This is a genomic window from Burkholderia diffusa (assembly GCF_001718315.1).
Classification (GTDB): Bacteria; Pseudomonadota; Gammaproteobacteria; order Burkholderiales; family Burkholderiaceae; genus Burkholderia; species Burkholderia diffusa_B.
On the sequence record NZ_CP013363.1, the window covers coordinates 744,772 to 762,727 of the forward strand.

A 17,956-nucleotide genomic window follows, 5' to 3' on the forward strand; every position below is an offset into this window, starting at 1 on the left:
GCCGAAGAACGGTACGCAGAAGTCGGACGGGCCGCCCCAATCGCAGGGGCCGTCTGGCTGCCCGGAAGCACCGCGGGACAACGTGACGCCGGCAGCAATCGCGAGGAGCGCGCGACGGGCAGAACGAGCGACGGACGAAGCTTCATGGATGGCGAGCAATTTGGTGAACTGGCGGCGTCGCTGGCGGCGCGGGCGGTCCGAGCCGGTCACCGCGCCGGCCGCACGGCCGCGCGCATCAATGCGCATAGAGCGTGGAGTTCAGGTACTTGAGTTGTCCGTCCTGCTCGGCGTGCACGAGATCGGCACGGACCTCGGCGCGCGTCTTCTCGTGGATCGGTTGGCCGTAAGGTGGCACCCACTGGCCGACAGCCTGGGTTCCGGGCGCGCCGTCCTTTGTGGTTGCCGGGGACATCTGAACCGGCTGACTGTTGGTCAGTGCAAACGCGGGAACGGACAGCGCGCCGATCCCGGCGAGCATGGCGGCGATGACGATATTGGCGGTTTTCATGTTTGGAGTCCTCATAATGATCGATTGAGTGTCCCCTCTGGCGCGGCGTGTCGGTATCGGCTTCGCGCATGGGTTGAGGACAAGCATAGAGGAGAGGTGTTAGCGGATCGACATACGCCACGTGAAAAGAAATTCATGCATCGGCGCGAATGCGACGGGACGTAAAACCGGCATGTCGTGCAGATGAAGAAGGTTTCATTTTTCGGGCTGTTTCGATAACGGCGCTGTCATGCCCGCTGCCTAAATTGGGCGCCATCGCATCGCGCACGAACGGCCATGCCGCACGGGCAGACGATGCGAGCAGACCGATCCACTCCAACGAAACCATCATGAAGACATATCTGGCAATTCCGGCGGCGATCGCATGCCTGCTTGCGAGCGCAGCGCATGCGCAGAGCAGCGTGACGCTGTACGGCACGATCGACGCGGGCCTGGACTACATCAGCAACCAGAAGTCGGCGGCAGGCGCCGGGCCCGTCTATGGTGTGCAGAGCGGCAACGTCAGCACGTCGCGCTGGGGGCTGCGCGGCAACGAGGATCTCGGCGGCGGGCTGGCCGCCGTGTTCACCCTCGAGAACGGCTTCAACGTCGCGAACGGCAAGTTCGGCAACGGCGGAGACGAGTTCGGTCGTCAGGCGTGGGTCGGCCTCGCGAGCCGCCAGTGGGGCACGGTGACGCTAGGCCGCCAGTACGATTTCCTGGTTGACTTCGTCGCGCCGCTGTCGGCGACGGGGTCGGGATTCGGCGGCAATCTTGCCGATCATCCGTACGACAACGACAACCTCGCCAACGACACGCGGATGAACAACACGGTGAAGTTTCGCAGCACCGACTACGGCGGCTTCACGATCGGCGGCGCGTACGGCTTCAGCAATCAGGGCGGCGGGTTCAGCAACAACAACGCATACAGCGTCGGCGCGCAGTATGTGAACGGCCCGGTCGACCTCGCGGTTGCTTACCTGCAGTCGAACCAGCCGGGCGGCGTGAACACGCCGCAGAACACGGGCGGTACGCTGAGCAGCGCGGATGGTGATTCGATGCTGGCCGGCGGTCGCTGGCGCACGTTCGGCGCCGGCGCGCACTACGCGTTCGATCATGCCGCGATCGGCTTCGTCTACACCAGAACCATCCTGGACGACCCTCGCGAGCTGTCGCAGGGCGGCGCGTACGGCCGCGTGAACGGCCAGTTGCTGACTTTCAGCAACTACGAACTGAATGCACGCTATTTCCTCACGCCGGCCTTCTCGCTGGGTGGGGCTTATACGTTCACGCAAGGCCGCTTCGACGATGCGGGCCGCAGCATCGCGCCGAACTGGAATCAATTCATGCTGCAGGCCGACTATGCACTGTCGCGCCGCACCGACCTTTACCTGGAGGGCGTGTACCAGCGCGTGACGGGTGCGGACGGCGTCGCGGTGCTCGGCAACGCGGGAATCTTTAACCTGGCAGCATCGGGTAACGATCGTCAGGCCGTGGTCGCGGCCGGCATCCGTCACAAGTTCTGAGCGCCCCTCGCTGACGGAAAAAGCGGCGCCCGCCATTGCGACGGGTGCCGTGAAATGCGACACGCCTCGTCCAGGTCGCAAGAAATTCAGTTTGCCGAACGGGCCAGCGTCGCGGCCGATGCTTGCGTACTGGATGTGGTTTCATCGGTCGACCATCCGCCGCCCAGTGCGGCGATCAACCCCACCGCCGCCAGTTGCCGGCGCGTGTCCAGCTCCAGCATCGCGATCTTCGTATTGAGTTCGGTGGTCTGCGCCGTCACCACGTCGAGATAGCTGACGACGCCGTCCCGATAGCGCGACATCGACAGCTGCAACGTGCGTTCGGCCGCATCGAGCGCCTCCTGCTCGTGCTCGGCTTCGTCGCCGAGATGGTGCGTGAGTGCGAGGTTGTCTTCTACCTGCTGGCATGCGTCGAGCACCACCGCGCGGTATTTCGCGCCGTTCTCGGCCAGTTGCGCGTGCGCCTGGTCGGTGAGCGCCTGGCGCCGGCCGCCATCGAACAGCGTCAGCGCGAGGCTGGGCCCGATCGACCAGATCTCGTTCGGCGCGCTGAGCCAGCGGCCGAGGCCCGAGCTCTGGTAGCCGCCGATCAGCCCGAGCGTGACGTCGGGGAAGAACGCGGCGCGTGCGACGCCGATCTTCGCGTTAGCGGCGGCCATACGGCGCTCGGCGGCCGCGACGTCGGGACGCCGCTGCAGCAGCGTCGCAGGAATGCCGGCCGGGATCGTCGGCAGATACGCCGCGTTCAGGTCCGGCGTCAGCGAGAACGACGACGCGGGCACGCCCGTGAGCGTTGCGATCGAGTGTTCGTAGAGCGCGCGCCGCGCCCGTACGTCCTCGGCCGACGCGCGAGCCGAATCGAGCTGCGTCCGGGCGCGCGAGACGTCGAGATCGGACGCGATGCCGCCCGCGTGCCGGCTCATCGTCAGGCGCAGCGCGCGCTGATATGTGTCGATCGTGTCGGCCAGCAGTTGTTGCTGCTGATCGAGCCCGCGCAGACTGAAGTACGCGCTGGCGAGGCTGGCCTGCAAGCTTAGCCGCACCGATGCGAGATCGTCCGCGCTGGCTTGTGCGTCGGCGCGTCCGGCCGCGACTTCGTTCCTTACTTTCCCCCACAGGTCGAGATCGTAGTCAAAGCCGGCGTCGAGCGTGTTGTCGCCATAGACGTTCGGCTGGTTCGAGCCGCGTAGCGGCCGCGTGGCCGATTGACGGTTGCTCGAGACCTGCGCGCCGAGGCCGATGGTCGGGAAGAGGCCCGAGCGCGCCTGATCGAACAGCGCGACCGCTTCGTCGTGGCGGGCCACGGCCGCGGCCACGTCCGGATTGGCCTCTGCAACCCGTGCTTCGAGCCGGTCGAGCATGGGATCGCGGAACGCTTTCCACCAGCCATCGCGCGCGATGCGGTCGGCCGGCTTCGCGGGCTGCCACCCGCCCGCTTCCTTGAAGCTGGCCGGCAACGCAGTTTGCGGCGCATGATAGGCGGGCGCGAAGGAGCACGCGCAGAGGAACGCGACACCGGCGAGCACCGCGCAGAGCCGAAGCCGGTTAGCCATGCGCACGCTCCGTATCGCATGCGGCCGACGCGACGGTGCGGGCAGGCGCCGCGAGCCTGACCGGGTCGCCGGCGGCGAGCGAGTCCGGCGGGTTGTCGATCACGCGATCGTCCGGCGCGAGGCCGGTCGCGATCTGCACGTGCGTGCCGAGGTCGGTCGCGATCGTCACGGGCTTGAATACCGCGCGATTGTCCTTGCCGACCACGGCGACCTGCAGGCCGGCCTGCCGGAAGATCAACGAGCTGGCCGGAATCGTCAGCACGCGGGTGCTGCCGGCTGGCAGCGCGAAATGCACTTCGGTGTATTCGCCGGGAATCAGCTTGCCGTCGGGGTTGTCGACCATCAACTGTACGAGCAGCGTGCCGGTCGAATCGGCGATCGAGTCGTCGGTGTCGGCGAGCGTCGCCCGGAAGGTCTCGCCCGGATGCTCCGGCACGGTCAGCGTGGCTGTCATGCCGGGCCGGATCGCGGCGGCCTCGTTCTGAGGCACGCTCACGTAGACGCGCATCCGGTGGACGTCGGACACGGCGAACAGTTCCGGGCCGGCGCCGCCGCCGGCCGAGATCAACTGGCCGATGTCGGTCTTGCGCGCGGTGACGACGCCGTCGAACGGCGCGACGATGCGCTTGAACGCCTCCAGCGCCTCGAGACGCCGTACGTTGGCCTCGTTGGCGGCGACGATTGCCTGCTTGGCCGCGAGGTCGCTGGTCTTCTCGTCGGTTTCCTGCTGCGACACCGAATCCTGCGCGAGCATCCTGGTCCAGCGCGCGGCCGTGGACGCGGCAAGTTTTTCGTTGGCAAGCGAGCTCTGCAGGTCGGCGCGCGCCTGCAGCAGTTGCTGGTCGAGCTCGGGCGTGTCGATCAGCCCGAGCAACTGCCCCGACTTCACGTGCGCGCCGATATCGGTGTACCACGCATGCAGGTAGCCCGACACCTGCGCGTGGATCGGCGCGCTCTCAAACGCGGACAGGTGGCCGGGCAGCACGAGCGTGGCGCCTTCGCCGCCCCTCGACGGCGTGTAAGCGACCACGGTAGGCACCGCTTGTTCGGCGGACCAGTTGGTCATTTCCTGTTTCGCGTGCGCGCGACCGACGATGCCGGTCGCCACGATGCCGACCGCGATCATCGCGGTGATCGTGGCAACGAGCTTGAGGTTGGGCAGTCGTTTCGGCGACTTGATATCGATCTCAGTGGACATGGGAAGCTCCGGACGCGGAAGGGGAGGAAGCGCGGGAAGCGTCGTGCTTCAGCGCATCGCGCCGATGCACGAGGCTGAACACGACAGGAACGAAGAACAGCGTCGCGATCGTCGCGCATGCCAGGCCGCCGATCACGGCGCGGCCGAGCGGTGCGTTCTGCTCGCCGCCGTCGCCGAGGCCGAGCGCCATCGGCGCCATACCGATGATCATCGCGAGCGCGGTCATCAGCACCGGGCGGAAGCGCGTGAAACCGGCTTCGAGCGCGGCGGCCAGCGCGTTGCCGGTTGCGGCCAGGCGCTCGCGCGCGAAACTGACGACGAGGATCGAGTTGGCGGTGGCCACGCCCATGCACAGGATCGCGCCGGTCAGCGCCGGCACCGACAGCGGCGTATGCGTGGTGAACAGCATCCAGACGATGCCGGCCAGCGCCGCCGGCAGTGCCGAGACGATCACGAATGCGTCGGCCCACGAGTGGAAGTTCACGACGATCAGCAGGTAGATCAGCGCGATCGCGCCCACAAGGCCGAGCAGCAGGCCGGCGAACGCGCCGTTCATGGTCTGCACCTGGCCGCGCAGCGTGACGGTCGAGCCCTTGGGCAGATCCTTCGTGGTGGCCTTGACGATGCCGTCGATGTCGGCCGCGACCGCGCCGAGGTCTCGCCCTTGGGTGGTCGCGTAGATGTCGAACAGCGGTTCGATGTTGTAGTGCGACACCACTGCGTTGCCAACGCCGCGCGTGATCGTGGCCAGGCCGCCCAGCAGCTGGGACTGGCCGTTCGCGCCCGTGACCGGCAGGTTCTGCAGCGCCGACAGCGTGGTCATCCTGTACTGCGGTGTCTGCGCGACGATCGGATAGGACACGCCGTTGTGCGGGTTGAGCCAGTAGGTCGGGTCGACCTGGCTGGTACCGGCGAGCGTCGCGACCACCGAGTTCGTCACGTCCTGCTCGGTGATGCCGAGCTGGTCGGCGCGCGTGCGGTCGACCGTCACCGTGAACTGCGGGTACGTGCTGGCCTGCTGGATGCGCGGGTCGGCGATCCCTGCGATCAGGCGCAGCTTGCGGTACAACTCGTGCGTGTAGACGAGATTGGCCTGCTGGTTGGGGCCGGCCACCTGCAGGTCGACCGGGGCCGGTGCGCCGAAGTTGAGGATCTGGCTGACGATGTCGGCGGGCAGGAACGAGAACGTGGTGCCAGGATAGGCACGCGGCAGGCGTTCGCGCAGCGTGCGCACGTAGTCGGCGGTCGGCGCGTGATCGCGCGACAGCGAGATCAGGATGTCGCCGTCCTGCGGCCCGAGCGTGCCGCTGTTGTTGTAGGTCAGGTTGATCCCGCTGTTCGGCAGGCCGATGTTGTCGATCACTTCGCGCAACTGCGCGGGCGGGATCACGCCGCGAATCGTGTTTTCGATGCGGTCGAGTTCGGCGGCGGTTTCCTCGACGCGCGTGCCGACCGGCGCGCGCACGTGCAGCGCGATCTCGCCGGAATCGATGGTCGGGAAGAAATTGCGACCGAGCGACGGCGCGAGCAGGAAGGACGCGGCCACGATGCAGAGGAAGCCGACGACGAACGGTTTGCGGCGCGTGAGCGCGAGGCCCAGCAGGATACGGTACGACGCGCGCACGGACTCGAACCGGCGCTCGAATGCACGCTGGGAGCGCACCAGCGGATTGCGCGACGGTGGAACGTCGTGCGTGCCGGCATGGCCCGCGTGCGAATCCATGACCGCGGCCAGTTCGCCCGACGCGTGACCGGCCGATGCGTGCGGCTTGAGCAGGTATTGCGCGAGCATCGGCACGAAGGTGCGCGACAGCACGAACGAAGACGCCATTGAGAAGATCACCGCCTTGGCCATCGGCACGAACAGAAAGCGCGAGATGCCGTCGAGCATCAACATCGGCACGAACACGATGCAGATGCACATCAGCGAGACCAGCGCCGGCATGACGATCTGCTTCGCGCCGTCGACGATCGCGGTGCGCGTGTCCTTGCCCTGTTCGAGGTGCCAGTTCACGTTCTCGATCGTTACCGTCGCATCGTCGACCAGGATCCCGACCGCGAGCGCGAGGCCGCCGAGCGTCATCACGTTGAGCGTCTCGCCGGTGGCCGCGAGCAGCGCGATCGCCGAGAGCACGGCCAGCGGGATCGATGCGGCGATGATCAGCGTCGAGCGCCACGAGCCGAGGAACAGCAGGATCATCAACGAGGTCAGCGCGGCGGCGATGACGCCTTCGCGCGCCACGCCGCTGACGGCGCCCTTCACGAAGGTCGACTGGTCGCCCATCGTGACGAGCTTCAGGCCCGGCGGCAACGTTTGTTCGACCAGCGGCAGTTTCGCCTTCACGCCCGCGATGATGTCGAGCGTCGATGCCGAGCCGTTCTTCAGGATACTCATCAGCACCGCACGGTGGCCGTCCACGCGCACGATGTTGCCCTGCGGCGGGTAGCCGTCGCGCACATGGGCGACATCGCGGATATAAATCGTCGTGCCGCCCACCGACTTGATCGGCAGGTCGTTCAACGCGTCGAGTGCGAGCGGGCTGTTGTTGAGCTTGATGTTGTATTCGAAGCGGCCGATCTTCTGCGTGCCGGCCGGGATGATCTGATTCTGCTGTGCGAGCGCGTGCGCGACGTCCTGCGCCGACAGCCCTTTCGACTGCAGCGCCTGCGGGTCCAGGTCGATCTGCACTTCACGTGCCTTGCCGCCGTACGGCGTCGGAATCGCGACGCCGGGTACCGACAGCAACTGCGGTCGAATGAAGTTGACCGCGTAATCTTCCAGCTTCTGTTCGTCGAGCGTGTTGCTGGTCAGTGCGATCTGCAGCACGGGCACGGTCGACGCGTTGTAGTTGAGGATCTGCGGCGGCGTGGTGCCGGACGGCATCTGTTTGAGCACCGTCTGCGAAATCGATGTGACCTGCGCGGTGGCCGTGCGGATATCGACGGTCGGCTGGAAGAAGATCTTCACGATGCCATAGCCGCGGAACGATTGCGACTCGATATGCTGGACATCGTTGACCGTCGTGCCGAGCGTGCGCTCGTAGTACGTGATCACGCGTCCGGACATGTCGTCCGGCTGCAGGCCGGCGTAGTTCCAGACGACGCTGATTACCGGAATGCGGATGTCCGGGAAGATGTCGATAGGCGTTCGGACCGCCGCGAGCGGGCCCGCGATCAGGATCAGCAGCGCCAGTACGACGAACGTATAGGGCCGCGTGAGCGCGAGCCGGACAATTTTCAGCATGAGGTGCTGCTCCGTTCGAAATCGTCGTGAAGAAGAGCCGGATGTGCGCGTCTTCTGGAAAAAAACGAGGCGCAACCGATGACCGCATTCTGCGGAGCGGCCCCTAACAGCCGGTGGCAAAAAAGATGAAACAAGTTTTAAGTAGCGGGAGGACTCAACCGAGCATGTAGCCCGAGCCACGGATCGTGCGAATGAGCGGCGCCGCACCTGGCCGGTTCACCTTCTTGCGCAGGCGGCCGACGTGCATGTCGATCAGGTTCGTCCCCGGATCGAAGCGACAGCCCCACACGGCCTCGAAGATCATCGTTCGCGTGAGCACGCGGCCGGCGTTACGCATCATGAATTCGAGCACGCGGGATTCGGTCGGCAGCAGCGCCAGCTCGCGCGTGCCCAGTGTGGCGCGTCGCTGCACCAGGTCGAGTTGCAGCTCGCCCGCGCGCAGCATCGTTTCGACGTGCGTGCCGCGCGGCCGCCGGCGAACCAGCGCGTCGATGCGCGCGCACATTTCTTCGAGCGAGAACGGCTTGACGAGGTAGCCGTCGCCGCCGGCGCGCAGCCCCTGGATACGCTGATCGACGTCAGACATCGCACTCGTCACGAGCACCGGCGTATCGAGGCCGACGCCGCGCATTGTCGCGAGGATCGTCAGCCCGTCGAGGTCGGGCAACATGCGATCGAGCGTGACGACGTCGTAGCTCACGCTCATCGCCCGGGCCATGCCGTCGCGGCCGGTGCGCGCGACGTCGATCCGGTGGCCTTCGACACGCAGCGTATGCGCGATGTGATCCGCGATCAGCGGATCGTCTTCGATCGTCAGGATGTGTGCCATGGCGTGCGTGATCCGGAGGAATCAGGCAGCGGCAAGCTGCATGGCGGTTTGCTCGGGCGTGCGATAGTGGTCGACCACGTAGTCGATGAAGCTGCGCACTTTCGTGGACACGTAATTGCGACTCGGATAGAGGATCGAGACGCAGCGCGAGCCGCCGTTCACTTCGTAGCGTTCGAGAATCGGCGTCAATGTGCCGCGTGCGAGATCGTCGGCTACGAGCGGATGCGGTAATTGCGCGATGCCCATGTGGTTGAGTGCCGCGATTCGCACCGTCGTGTTGCTGGTCGATGCCAGCGCATTGCCGGTATAGATGCGAGAGGCGCCGTCGGCATCCGAGAACTCCCAGTTGCGCGCCGCGCCATTCGATACGGTCAACAGGCTGTGCTTAGTCAGTTCGATCGGCTCGACAGGTGTGCCGTGGCGCGCGAGGTAGTCGGGAGATGCGACGACCACGTCGCGCACCCTCGTCAATGTCCGCGACACGAAGGTCGAGTTGACCAGTCGATGATCGTCGCAAAAGCACACGTCGTAGCCGCCTTCCACCATGTCGACTTGGACATCGAATGTCGTCACGTCGAATCGCACGCGCGGATGCTCGATGCGATACGTGGACAGCAGCGTGCAAAGCCCGGACGCAACCGAGGTTGCCGATGCGGCGATGCGCAGCGTGCCGTGCGGATCGCGATTGACCTGCGCGAGGTTCGATTCGATCTCGTCGAGTTTCTCGATGATCGTGCGGCAGCCGGCGAGATATTCGCGGCCCGTCTCGGTGAGCGACAGGCTGCGCGTGTTCCGGTTTAACAGGCGCATGTTCAGATGTGCTTCGAGCATGCCGACGCTGCGCGTGACCGCGGCGGCCGACATGCCGAGCTGACGTGCGGCGAGACTGAAGCTCGATAACTCCACCACACGCGTAAAGACACGCATCGCTTGCAGTTGGTTCATGATCGCCGGGGAGCGGATTTGTCGGAAATGCGGAGCAACGACGTTCGCTTTCGGCGGGCTACGTCGACGCATCGCGCTGCGCCCGCTGGGTCGGGCAGCGATTCGATTATCGAGTGCGCTTGGGTACGAGACGCTAAAGAATCAGCGCGGGTCGGATGAAATTTCGTTTAGAAAGCACCGGAACCCGACGGGGGATGGCGCGACGCATCTTCTGGAGCTTTCTAAAAAAAGATTCATGCACAGATCACAAATCTTCAGCCGGCCAACGTGTACCGAGGCCGATAATGGGATCACGTAACTGCGGCAAGGACGATGAAGATGGCACAACCGTTGAGCATCAAGATGATCGAAGAGCGCGGCAAGCTCGTCGTGCTGATGTCGATTGAACGGGGCGCGGCGGTGCTTGACCCGGAAGATGTGGACGCTGTCATTCAATACTTGAGCCTGCTTCGCGCGTCGATGCAGCCCGCCGTGCCGGAACTTCCTCCGCACACGCAGCAATTCGTGACGGAAATGGATCCCTGCTGGTATGCAGAGCGCCATCCGCTTCAGGGCGGTGCGGTATTGTTACTACGTCATACCGGGCTCGGCTGGGCGAGCTTCGCGCTACCACCGCGCAACCTCGAACGTTTGCACGCTTCGCTAACGGAACTGCTCGAGGACGAACGAAAAATGATCAGCCAGCCGCACTGAAACAGCCCCGTGCGGTTGCATTCTGCATCGTCGCGATGGCGCGGCGGGAGGTGCGCGGAGTCTCATAATTCAATCGATCTTCAACGGATGACGTATATTTGGTGGGTGTGTATTCGTAGAGCTGTCAAAGCAGGCGCTGCGCGTCATCGCCGCTTCGTATGGCGGCAAGGATCGCGTCGCGCGCACCGCGTAATCCCCGTGCCGCATGCGGGCAAGCGTGCCTCGGCACCTCGCGTTGGGTCAGACGCCGCGCGCGGCATTCGCCGTCCGATAGCGACGCTGCACCATCCAGACACTAACCAGAAACCCGGCGACGAGCGGCACGAGCCTCCATTCGAGGCCGATGCGCATCGCGTGTGCGTGCGCCGCCGCGCCACCGCCCTCGCCGAGTGCGCCGAAGAGCGCACCGCCGGTGCAGGCGGCCGCGAAAGCTGCGCCGATATAGAGCATCGCGACGATCGCTCCGGCGGCCATGCCGGCATGGCGCGTGTCGACGTCCGCGAGTACGATCCGCGCTAGCGACGGCAGCGCCAACCCTTGTCCGGTTCAGGCAATCAGGGGACCGATATAAAACGAGAGTTACGGCGCACCGTGGCCCAGTTGCGATGCGCAGAACCCGAAGCCGCCGACTACCGCTACGCCGGCCGGCCGCTGCACCCGCTGCACCCGCTGCGCGCGCTCGGCCGGCAATCGGCTGCGAATCGCGTGATCTACGTCGGTACGTTCGCGAAGGTCCTCGCGCCCGGGTTGAGGATCGGTTTCCTGATCGCGCCGCCCGGGCTCGCCGGGGCGTTTGCGCATGCCCGCGCACTGGTTGACCGGCAATCACCGACGCCGTTGCAGGTCACGCTCGCCGAATTCATCGGCGAAGGGCATTTTGCGCCGCACCTGCGCCGCATGCGGGTGCTTTATGCGGAGCGTCGGGATGCGCTGCTGGCCAACGAACGCGGCCACGACGGCGCGCAACGCGACGAGGAACAAGCATGAAACTGAAACCCCTGGCGCTCGTTTGCGCTACCGCGTTCGCCGCGTGCTCGCTCGATCCCGTCTATCAACGTCCGGCCGCGCCGATTGCCGGCACGTGGCCGAGCAGCGCGCAAGACGCAGATGCAGTTGCCGCCCGACATCGGATGCGCCTTGTCGGTCTGCAGCGCGATGAAACCCTGCCTGCGCGTCGGGTCGCCACTACCGCACCGATTTAAGATCGAAGGCCCGTATACGCGGGCCCCATGCAATCAGCAATTGCCTTTCTTTGCCTGTCCGGGCGGGCAGAATCCGTTCCCCGGCCCGCCTTGTGGTGCGACGACGACCGGCGGACCCGGAACGTACGCGACGCACCCGCTGAGCGCGCCGACCACGCTCGCCGCGGCGAGCAATGCAATAACCCCTTTCTTCACTTCGTTCTCCCGTTTATTGACGAAAGGGCCGCATGGCCCTTTCGATGACGCCGCCCGTGCGTCAGAAACTGAAATTGACGTTCGACTGGCTGGTCGTTGCGTTGACGTTCGTCGATTGGGTTGCGCCCGACGCTGCATCCGCCTCGATCGTATATTGTGCCGCGGCGCCCGGCGATGCAGTCAGCGCGACCGGCAGCGAACCCGAATAAGTGCCGACGATCGGCGCGGCCGTGGGTACATTGAGCGCATAGGTGCCCGTATCCATGTTCGCGTTGATCGATGTGATCTCGTACGCGTTCGCATCGACGGTCTGCAATGCGCGCACGAACGCGTCGGCGCTTGCCGTCACCGTGCCGCTGACCGTGCTCATCGTCGATGCCGGCAGCGTGATCGGCGCATTCGATGCGGACACCGCCGTGGTCGTGTTCACGACGACAGGAACCGAGCGCACGATGCCCGACGCGAAGTTGTTTTGCACGATCACGACGTCGTAGTTGCCTTGCGTCGAACTCTGGATCAGCGGCGACAGCACGAACTTCCCGGTACCGTCGGCCACCGTGCCGCGGACCACCTTGCCGCCTTGTTCCGCATACACCGTCGCGCCGGCTTCGGCCGTTGCGACGTAACCGGAGATCGCGCCGCTGACGACGGTCGGTATCGCGGTGACGACCGGCTTGAGTGCGTACGTGCCGTTGCCTCGCTGGACGATCGACTTGCACGCGTTGAAGTCGAGCACGAGGTCGACGAGCGTGTTCGGTTGAACCGTGAAGGGCTGGATGATCTTGTAGCCGCTTTGCGTCGCGCTCGGCGTCGCGAGCGCCTGTTCCGTGCCGCCGGTCGGGACCACCGAATTCGCGAGCGTATTGCCCTGGTTCTGCGCGAGAACCAGGCGGACCTGTTGATACTGGCCCGCCGGCAGCGCCGTCTGGCCGATATCGGCGAGCACGCCGTTGGTCAGCGACAGCAGGTCGATCTTCTGTGGTGTCGCCAGCGTGATCGTCGACCAGCCGGCGTCGCTGTCGGAAGCATTCCCATTCGCATTGACGCGAACCTGCGAGACGGTTATGTAGACGTGGTCGAAGCCGCATGAAGGCGCATCGGTCATTGCGACATGCAGCGTGCCGGTTTGCGGGCCGCCGCCATCGCCGCCGCCGCACCCTGCAAGCGCGAATGGCACTGCCGCCGCACACAGTGCGGCCTTCCAGAATGTATTGTTCATTGTTTTGTCCCCCTCCGAACTTATTGTGGGTGCAACGAAGCATAGCCTCGGGGAACGTCCACAATATGGACAGCTTTGAAACGAAGCGTAAATTCTGCGTCGGAGCGTAAGGAATGTCGCTTCCCGACCGGTATTCGCGACACAGTGGCACGCATTGCGGCCCGCGGCGAATGAATCAGCTTTCGAATCGAACGAGCAGGGTGCGTGTCGCGGGAACACGGCCCATTTCGCGATCGGCGAAAACTTGATCGGTGAAAGCACTGAATCCGCCCCGATTATTTCGCCGCTATAGTCGAAGCTCGAACGATAGCCGCGCGCCATGCGCCGCCACCGTTCAGGCAACGACTGTAGACGGGTGCTGTATGAAAAACACAATCGAAAAGACCACCGGACCGGTATGGGGTGTGGCGGCAGGCGTGCTCCTGGCTGCCGCGGGGCTGAGTCTCGGTATTTTCCCGAGATCGCTGAACAGTACGGGAACCGCAAACGACTTCCTGGCATCCGGCGTCGCAATGCTGGGGATCTTCCTCGTCGTCTATTCCACGCACGAACTACGACGAAAGCGCCTGAACTGAGCGTCGGCGCGCTGTCGATCCGCGCAGAACGTTCCAGGTCGTCAGCCGGCTCAGGAATGCGCGCGCCCGTCGACGGAGCCGGAATCGACCAACAGGTCGTCGACGATGATTTCGCCGGCCGCGCGGCCCGCGCGCAACGCATCGAGGGTGTCGTCGAACAGGCGGCCGCCATCGTCGCCGAGCCTGACCGGCGCCAGCAGGCGCGGCGCGGCGCCGGCCGCGCGAACCTGCACGACCGCGACGAACCCGAACCGCAGCGTGGCGGGTGGCGGCGCGTGGTCGCGCGGTTCGTCGAGCCGGAATTCGCAGCGGACATCGATCGTGTATCCGCGGTAGGTATACGCACTGTTCATCTGCAGCTCGCTCGGAAGGGAACGCGACGACGGACCGTGGGCGCATCATATCGGCTCGCGCGAGCCGTTGGGGGTGGGGTGTCTACCTACTTGAGGATTTCGTGCCGGTAGACGAGTTCGACGATCCGCTTGGTTGGAATGCTCGCGCGCAGCGCATCGATGCCGTCGATACGAAACCACTTGCACTTCTCGATCTCGTTGCTCGCCTGCGCCGTCTGCTCGGCGCCGACTTCGGCGAAGAACACGTGGTGTACCTTCGCCAGCCCGGTGAACTGCATCGAATAGACGAGATCCTGGCCGATGATGCCGGTTTCTTCCAGCAGTTCCCGATGTGCAGCCTCGAGCGGCGTTTCGCTGCGCTTGATCGTGCCGCCGGGCAACGCCCATCGCGACGATACACGCGCAACCAGCAAGACCTGTTGTTCGCGGTAGCAGACGACGGTCGCGCGTTCCTTGAAGGGGACCGCACTGGCTTCCGGCGTATTCGTGGAGGCTGGGGATTGAGGCATGACCCGATTCTAGCGAGAGTCGGGCGCCGGGCCAAGCCGGAGCCTCCGAGCGCGACGCGGCCCGTCGGTCGGGCCGCGTCGTCATGGAGTCCGTAGCGTTACTTCTGTTCCGGCAGGAACCAGTTCATCACGAGCGCGCAGATGCCGCCCGTCGCGACGCCCGATTCCAGCACGTTCTTCAGCGCATGCGGCAGGCTGTTCAGGATGTCCGGCACTTGCGACACGCCGAGGCCGAGCGCGAGCGACACCGCGATGATCAGCAGCGCGCGGCGATCGAGCTGGATGCCGGACAGGATGTTGATGCCCGATGCGGCCACCGCGCCGAACATCACCATCGCCGCGCCGCCGAGCACGGGCTCCGGCACGGCCTGCAGCGCGCCCGCGACGACCGGGAACAAGCCGAGCACCACGAGCATGCCCGCGATCCAGATGCCGACGTAGCGGCTCGCGACGCCGGTAATCTGGATCACGCCATTGTTCTGCGCGAACACGGAGCTCGGGAACGTGTTGAACACGCCGGCCAGCAGCGAGTTCGCGCCGTTCACGAGCACGCCGCCCTTGATCCGCCGCATCCACACCGGCCCCTCGACCGGCTCCTTCGAGATCTTGCTGGTGGCGGTGACGTCGCCGATCGCCTCGAGCGACGTGACGAGATAGATGATCAGCATCGGTACGAACAGCGACCATGAGAAGCCGATGCCGAAGTGCAGCGGCGTCGGGACCTGGAACAGCGCGGCTTGATGTATGCCCGTGAAGTCGAGGCGGCCGAGCAGCGCGGCCGCGGCGTAGCCGATCACGAGCGCGATCACGAGCGCCGTGCTGCGCACCCATACGATCGGCACGCGGTTCAGCAGGATGATCGTGCCGAGCACGAGGCACGACAGCGTCAGGTTCTGGGCGCTCGCGAACGTGCCGTTGGCCATCGCGCCGTAGCCGCCGCCCATGCTGATCAGGCCGACCTTGATCAGCGTGAGGCCGATCAGCAGCACGACGATGCCGGTGACGAGCGGCGTGATCAGGCGCTTCACGAACGGCAGGATGCGCGACACGCCCATCTCGACGAACGAACCGGCGATCACGACGCCGAAGATCGCGGCCATCACGGTCTCGACCGGCGTGCCCTGCTTCACCATTACGCTGCCGCCGGCGATCAGCGGGCCGACGAAATTGAAGCTGGTGCCTTGCACGATCAGCAGGCCGGCGCCGAGCGGACCGAAGCGCCTGCACTGCACGAAGGTCGCGATGCCGGAAATCACCAGCGACATCGACACGATAAGGGTCGTATCGCGGCTCGATACGCCGAGCGCCTGACAGATCAGCAGGCCGGGCGTGACGATCGGCACGATGATCGCCAGCAGGTGCTGGAGCGCGGCGACGAAAGCGACCATCGGCGCAGGCCGGTCATTGGGGCCATAGACGAGGTCGCGCGACGACTCTGCGTCGTCGGCGCCGTGGGAGGCGGAGCGGGCGGGGGAGGCGGGTTGCATGGCGAGCGGGCCGGACAGGATGGAAAGTGCGGCATTTTATCCGAAGGGCCGGCCGGTGAAGCCCGGGCGCCATGCAACAGTCGGGATGGGGGAAAGCAGTGAGGGATCCATGTCGTCGAGCGCGCGACGCCGCCCGGTTCGTCAGCGTGAGCGGCGCCGCGCGCGCTAAGTTGCCCGGAAACCGGGCAGCGCGGGAATCCGCTCCGTCATGAACGCGAGGAACGTGCGGGTCCTCAGCGGCAGATGCCGACGCGACGCATGGACGAGATGCAGCGCGTGCGGCACGGGCATCTCCCACTTCGGCAGCAGCCGGACGAGCTGTCCGCCGTCGATCAGGTCCTGAACGAGCCACGCGGGCGCGCTGCCCACCGCGCGGCCGGCGAGGAAGCATTCGCGCAAGGCCAGCGAACTGTCGACGCGATACCGGCTGCGCACGGGCACGCTGACGGCCTCGGCGCCCCTTTCGAATGCCAGCTCCGTGCCGATGCCGGCGCGCGCGTAGCCGACATGGTCGTGGTTGGCGAGGTCTTCGGGGCGGCGGATCCTGGATGCCTGCGCGACATAGCGCGGCGCCGCCACCAGCAGGCGCGGCGACGTCGCGATGCAGCGCGCGATCGCGTCCGGCGGCAGCGCATGGCCGAGGCGGATCGCGACATCGACGCCTTCCTCGACCAGGTCGATCACGCGATCGGTCAGATGCAGCTCGATGTCGATCTCCGGATAGGCGTCGAGGAATTCGAGCATGAGTGCGTTCAGACGCAGCTCGCCGAGCCCCGTCGGCGCATTGACGACCAGTTTGCCGACCGGTCGCAGCGTCTGCCCACGCACCTCGGCGACCGCGCTCGCGTATTCGTCGATCACGCGCTTGCAGCGCTCGTAGAACCGCCGGCCTTCATCGGTCGGTGCGACGCTCGTCGTCGATCGTTCGAGCAGGCGCACGCCGAGCGTTTTCTCGAACGCGGCGATGACCTTGCTGATCGTCGGCTGACCGGTGCCTTCCTCGCGCGCGACCGCCGAGAAATTGCCCAGTTCGACGGCGCGCACGAAGAGGCGCATGGAACGCAGCGAGTCCATCTTATTCCTCCCGGGCATGAGCCCTATTCGAATTCATCGTCTTCCACCTCGTCGGAGCATGACCTAACGTGCGTGAACCTTCAATCCCCGACGAGGAGTCGACATGAACGAGGCAATGCAATCGCCGGCGCTGGACGGCGCGCATGTGGTGGTATTCGGTGCGAGTTCCGGAATCGGCCTCGCGGCCGCCGCAGCGGTGAAAGCGCGAGGCGCGACCGTCACGCTGGTCGGCCGTACCGGCGCGACGCTGGCGGCCGCCGCGCAAACGATCGGCGGCGCGCGCACCGCGATCGCGGACATCGCGGACCGGGATGCCGTGCAGCGCGTCTTCGAGCCGATGACGCGCGTCGATCACCTGGTCGTCACGGCCGGACGATTCATCGCCGGCAAGCTGGCCGACACCGATCCGGACCACCTGCTTGCCGCGCTGCAGGAGCGTATCGCCGGGCCGGTTCATGCGATCCGCGCCGCGTTGCCGCTGATGCCCGCGACCGGCTCGATCGTGCTCACCGGCGGGCAGCTGGCGGACCGTCCGTCCGGGCAGGGCACGTCGGTCATCGCGGCCGCCGTGCGCGGCGTCGAGGCGCTGGCACAATCGTTGGCACTGGAACTCAAACCGATCCGCGTGAACGTCGTCGCGCCCGGTTTCGTCGACACGCCGCTGTACGACGCATTCGGCCCGGAAGCGCGCGACGCGATTCTCGGCGAGGCCGCTTCGGCATTGCCCGGCGGGCGAGTCGGCCGCGCCGACGAAGTCGGGGAAGCGATCGCGTTCCTGTTGGGAAACGGCTTCATGAATGCCGAGATCCTGCACATCGACGGGGGCGGCCGGCTGGTGTGATGCGCGGGCGTTGCGTGCGGCGCCCG

The 17,956-nt window shown here is 65.8% G+C and carries 19 protein-coding genes; 6 read left to right on the forward strand and 13 right to left on the reverse strand.

Translation table 11 applies throughout. The annotated features are described in order from the left end of the window. Positions 1-235 precede the first annotated feature (235 nt). Together WI26_RS18785 and WI26_RS32280 are read right to left on the reverse strand one after the other, a co-directional pair. Positions 236-508: a DUF4148 domain-containing protein gene (locus tag WI26_RS18785; protein ID WP_069226784.1), complete on the reverse strand. Its 273-nt coding sequence runs from the start codon at positions 506-508 to the stop codon at positions 236-238. A 133-nt stretch (positions 509-641) separates the two neighbouring features. Then, positions 642-839: a hypothetical protein gene (locus WI26_RS32280; protein ID WP_155768790.1), complete on the reverse strand. Its 198-nt coding sequence runs from the start codon at positions 837-839 to the stop codon at positions 642-644. On the opposite strand from WI26_RS32280, the gene WI26_RS18790 reads away from it, so the two are divergent. After that, the gene (locus WI26_RS18790) at positions 838-2,013 is read left to right on the forward strand and encodes a porin (RefSeq protein ID WP_069227781.1); all 1,176 of its coding nucleotides are present in this window, start codon (positions 838-840) and stop codon (positions 2,011-2,013) included. The two genes, WI26_RS32280 and WI26_RS18790, sit on opposite strands and share 2 nt — an antisense overlap. 86 nt (positions 2,014-2,099) lie before the next feature. Here the strand turns inward: WI26_RS18790 and WI26_RS18795 are convergent, their stop codons facing one another. From WI26_RS18795 to WI26_RS18815, 5 genes are all read right to left on the reverse strand, one after another. Then, entirely contained in the window at positions 2,100-3,566 is a 1,467-nt protein-coding gene (locus WI26_RS18795; RefSeq protein WP_069226785.1) for an efflux transporter outer membrane subunit, read from the reverse strand. Next, on the reverse strand, positions 3,559-4,764 hold the full coding sequence (locus WI26_RS18800) for an efflux RND transporter periplasmic adaptor subunit (protein ID WP_069226786.1): 1,206 nt from the start codon (positions 4,762-4,764) through the stop codon (positions 3,559-3,561). Before WI26_RS18800 ends, WI26_RS18795 begins: the two co-directional genes overlap by 8 nt. Further along, entirely contained in the window at positions 4,754-8,008 is a 3,255-nt protein-coding gene (locus tag WI26_RS18805; RefSeq protein ID WP_069226787.1) for an efflux RND transporter permease subunit, read from the reverse strand. The genes WI26_RS18800 and WI26_RS18805 overlap by 11 nt, the downstream gene beginning before the upstream one ends. Before the next feature lie 154 nt (positions 8,009-8,162). Further along, entirely contained in the window at positions 8,163-8,837 is a 675-nt protein-coding gene (locus WI26_RS18810) for a response regulator transcription factor (RefSeq protein WP_069226788.1), read from the reverse strand. Between the two features lie 21 nt (positions 8,838-8,858). Continuing rightward, positions 8,859-9,782 carry a LysR family transcriptional regulator gene (locus tag WI26_RS18815; protein WP_069226789.1) on the reverse strand — a complete coding sequence of 308 codons (924 nt, stop codon included), beginning with the start codon at positions 9,780-9,782 and terminating at the stop codon, positions 8,859-8,861. A gap of 318 nt (positions 9,783-10,100) precedes the next feature. Between WI26_RS18815 and WI26_RS18820 the strand changes: the two genes are divergently transcribed. Then, positions 10,101-10,475, forward strand: coding sequence for a hypothetical protein (locus WI26_RS18820; RefSeq protein WP_059510428.1), 375 nt, complete (start codon positions 10,101-10,103; stop codon positions 10,473-10,475). A gap of 240 nt (positions 10,476-10,715) precedes the next feature. On the opposite strand, the gene WI26_RS18825 is transcribed toward WI26_RS18820, so the two are convergent. Next, positions 10,716-11,009, reverse strand: coding sequence for a hypothetical protein (locus WI26_RS18825; RefSeq protein WP_069226790.1), 294 nt, complete (start codon positions 11,007-11,009; stop codon positions 10,716-10,718). Between the two features lie 3 nt (positions 11,010-11,012). Between WI26_RS18825 and WI26_RS18830 the strand changes: the two genes are divergently transcribed. Together WI26_RS18830 and WI26_RS31450 are read left to right on the forward strand one after the other, a co-directional pair. Continuing rightward, on the forward strand, positions 11,013-11,462 hold the full coding sequence (locus WI26_RS18830; RefSeq protein ID WP_155768791.1) for a hypothetical protein: 450 nt from the start codon (positions 11,013-11,015) through the stop codon (positions 11,460-11,462). Further along, on the forward strand, positions 11,459-11,677 hold the full coding sequence (locus WI26_RS31450; RefSeq protein ID WP_081069367.1) for a hypothetical protein: 219 nt from the start codon (positions 11,459-11,461) through the stop codon (positions 11,675-11,677). Before WI26_RS18830 ends, WI26_RS31450 begins: the two co-directional genes overlap by 4 nt. A 256-nt stretch (positions 11,678-11,933) precedes the next feature. Here WI26_RS31450 and WI26_RS18835 read toward each other — a convergent pair whose 3' ends face one another. Next, entirely contained in the window at positions 11,934-13,091 is a 1,158-nt protein-coding gene (locus tag WI26_RS18835; protein ID WP_069226792.1) for a DUF4382 domain-containing protein, read from the reverse strand. Positions 13,092-13,453: 362 nt separating this feature from the next. Here WI26_RS18835 and WI26_RS31455 point away from each other — a divergent pair, with 362 nt between their 5' ends. After that, the gene (locus tag WI26_RS31455) at positions 13,454-13,666 is read left to right on the forward strand and encodes a hypothetical protein (RefSeq protein WP_059510174.1); all 213 of its coding nucleotides are present in this window, start codon (positions 13,454-13,456) and stop codon (positions 13,664-13,666) included. A 50-nt stretch (positions 13,667-13,716) separates the two neighbouring features. Here WI26_RS31455 and WI26_RS18840 read toward each other — a convergent pair whose 3' ends face one another. The 4 genes from WI26_RS18840 to WI26_RS18855 form a co-directional block, all read right to left on the reverse strand. Further along, positions 13,717-14,019, reverse strand: a complete 303-nt coding sequence (locus WI26_RS18840; RefSeq protein WP_059466367.1) for a hypothetical protein — start codon at positions 14,017-14,019, stop codon at positions 13,717-13,719. 86 nt (positions 14,020-14,105) lie between these two features. Then, on the reverse strand, positions 14,106-14,528 hold the full coding sequence (locus WI26_RS18845) for an NUDIX hydrolase (protein ID WP_069226793.1): 423 nt from the start codon (positions 14,526-14,528) through the stop codon (positions 14,106-14,108). A gap of 98 nt (positions 14,529-14,626) precedes the next feature. Next, a complete protein-coding gene (locus WI26_RS18850) occupies positions 14,627-16,015 on the reverse strand; it encodes a nucleobase:cation symporter-2 family protein (protein WP_069226794.1) in 1,389 nt (462 codons plus the stop codon). A 165-nt stretch (positions 16,016-16,180) separates the two neighbouring features. Further along, on the reverse strand, positions 16,181-17,089 hold the full coding sequence (locus tag WI26_RS18855; RefSeq protein ID WP_069226795.1) for a LysR family transcriptional regulator: 909 nt from the start codon (positions 17,087-17,089) through the stop codon (positions 16,181-16,183). Between the two features lie 103 nt (positions 17,090-17,192). Here WI26_RS18855 and WI26_RS18860 point away from each other — a divergent pair, with 103 nt between their 5' ends. Beyond that, positions 17,193-17,930 (forward strand): SDR family oxidoreductase, encoded by a 738-nt coding sequence (locus tag WI26_RS18860; protein WP_059510178.1) that lies wholly within the window; start codon positions 17,193-17,195, stop codon positions 17,928-17,930. The last annotated feature ends 26 nt before the right edge of the window (positions 17,931-17,956 follow it).

What these genes read in the sequence shown, in the direction of transcription:
- WI26_RS18845 (WP_069226793.1), bottom strand. Translation starts at nt 14,528, where the DNA reads ATGCCTCAATCCCCAGCCTCCACGAATACGCCGGAAGCCAGTGCGGTC.
- WI26_RS18800 (WP_069226786.1), bottom strand. Translation starts at nt 4,764, where the DNA reads ATGTCCACTGAGATCGATATCAAGTCGCCGAAACGACTGCCCAACCTC.
- WI26_RS32280 (WP_155768790.1), bottom strand. Translation starts at nt 839, where the DNA reads ATGATGGTTTCGTTGGAGTGGATCGGTCTGCTCGCATCGTCTGCCCGT.
- WI26_RS31455 (WP_059510174.1), top strand. Translation starts at nt 13,454, where the DNA reads ATGAAAAACACAATCGAAAAGACCACCGGACCGGTATGGGGTGTGGCG.
- WI26_RS18835 (WP_069226792.1), bottom strand. Translation starts at nt 13,091, where the DNA reads ATGAACAATACATTCTGGAAGGCCGCACTGTGTGCGGCGGCAGTGCCA.
- WI26_RS18840 (WP_059466367.1), bottom strand. Translation starts at nt 14,019, where the DNA reads ATGAACAGTGCGTATACCTACCGCGGATACACGATCGATGTCCGCTGC.
- WI26_RS18850 (WP_069226794.1), bottom strand. Translation starts at nt 16,015, where the DNA reads ATGCAACCCGCCTCCCCCGCCCGCTCCGCCTCCCACGGCGCCGACGAC.
- WI26_RS31450 (WP_081069367.1), top strand. Translation starts at nt 11,459, where the DNA reads ATGAAACTGAAACCCCTGGCGCTCGTTTGCGCTACCGCGTTCGCCGCG.
- WI26_RS18820 (WP_059510428.1), top strand. Translation starts at nt 10,101, where the DNA reads ATGGCACAACCGTTGAGCATCAAGATGATCGAAGAGCGCGGCAAGCTC.
- WI26_RS18805 (WP_069226787.1), bottom strand. Translation starts at nt 8,008, where the DNA reads ATGCTGAAAATTGTCCGGCTCGCGCTCACGCGGCCCTATACGTTCGTC.
- WI26_RS18860 (WP_059510178.1), top strand. Translation starts at nt 17,193, where the DNA reads ATGAACGAGGCAATGCAATCGCCGGCGCTGGACGGCGCGCATGTGGTG.
- WI26_RS18785 (WP_069226784.1), bottom strand. Translation starts at nt 508, where the DNA reads ATGAAAACCGCCAATATCGTCATCGCCGCCATGCTCGCCGGGATCGGC.
- WI26_RS18790 (WP_069227781.1), top strand. Translation starts at nt 838, where the DNA reads ATGAAGACATATCTGGCAATTCCGGCGGCGATCGCATGCCTGCTTGCG.
- WI26_RS18815 (WP_069226789.1), bottom strand. Translation starts at nt 9,782, where the DNA reads ATGAACCAACTGCAAGCGATGCGTGTCTTTACGCGTGTGGTGGAGTTA.
- WI26_RS18795 (WP_069226785.1), bottom strand. Translation starts at nt 3,566, where the DNA reads ATGGCTAACCGGCTTCGGCTCTGCGCGGTGCTCGCCGGTGTCGCGTTC.
- WI26_RS18855 (WP_069226795.1), bottom strand. Translation starts at nt 17,089, where the DNA reads ATGGACTCGCTGCGTTCCATGCGCCTCTTCGTGCGCGCCGTCGAACTG.
- WI26_RS18810 (WP_069226788.1), bottom strand. Translation starts at nt 8,837, where the DNA reads ATGGCACACATCCTGACGATCGAAGACGATCCGCTGATCGCGGATCAC.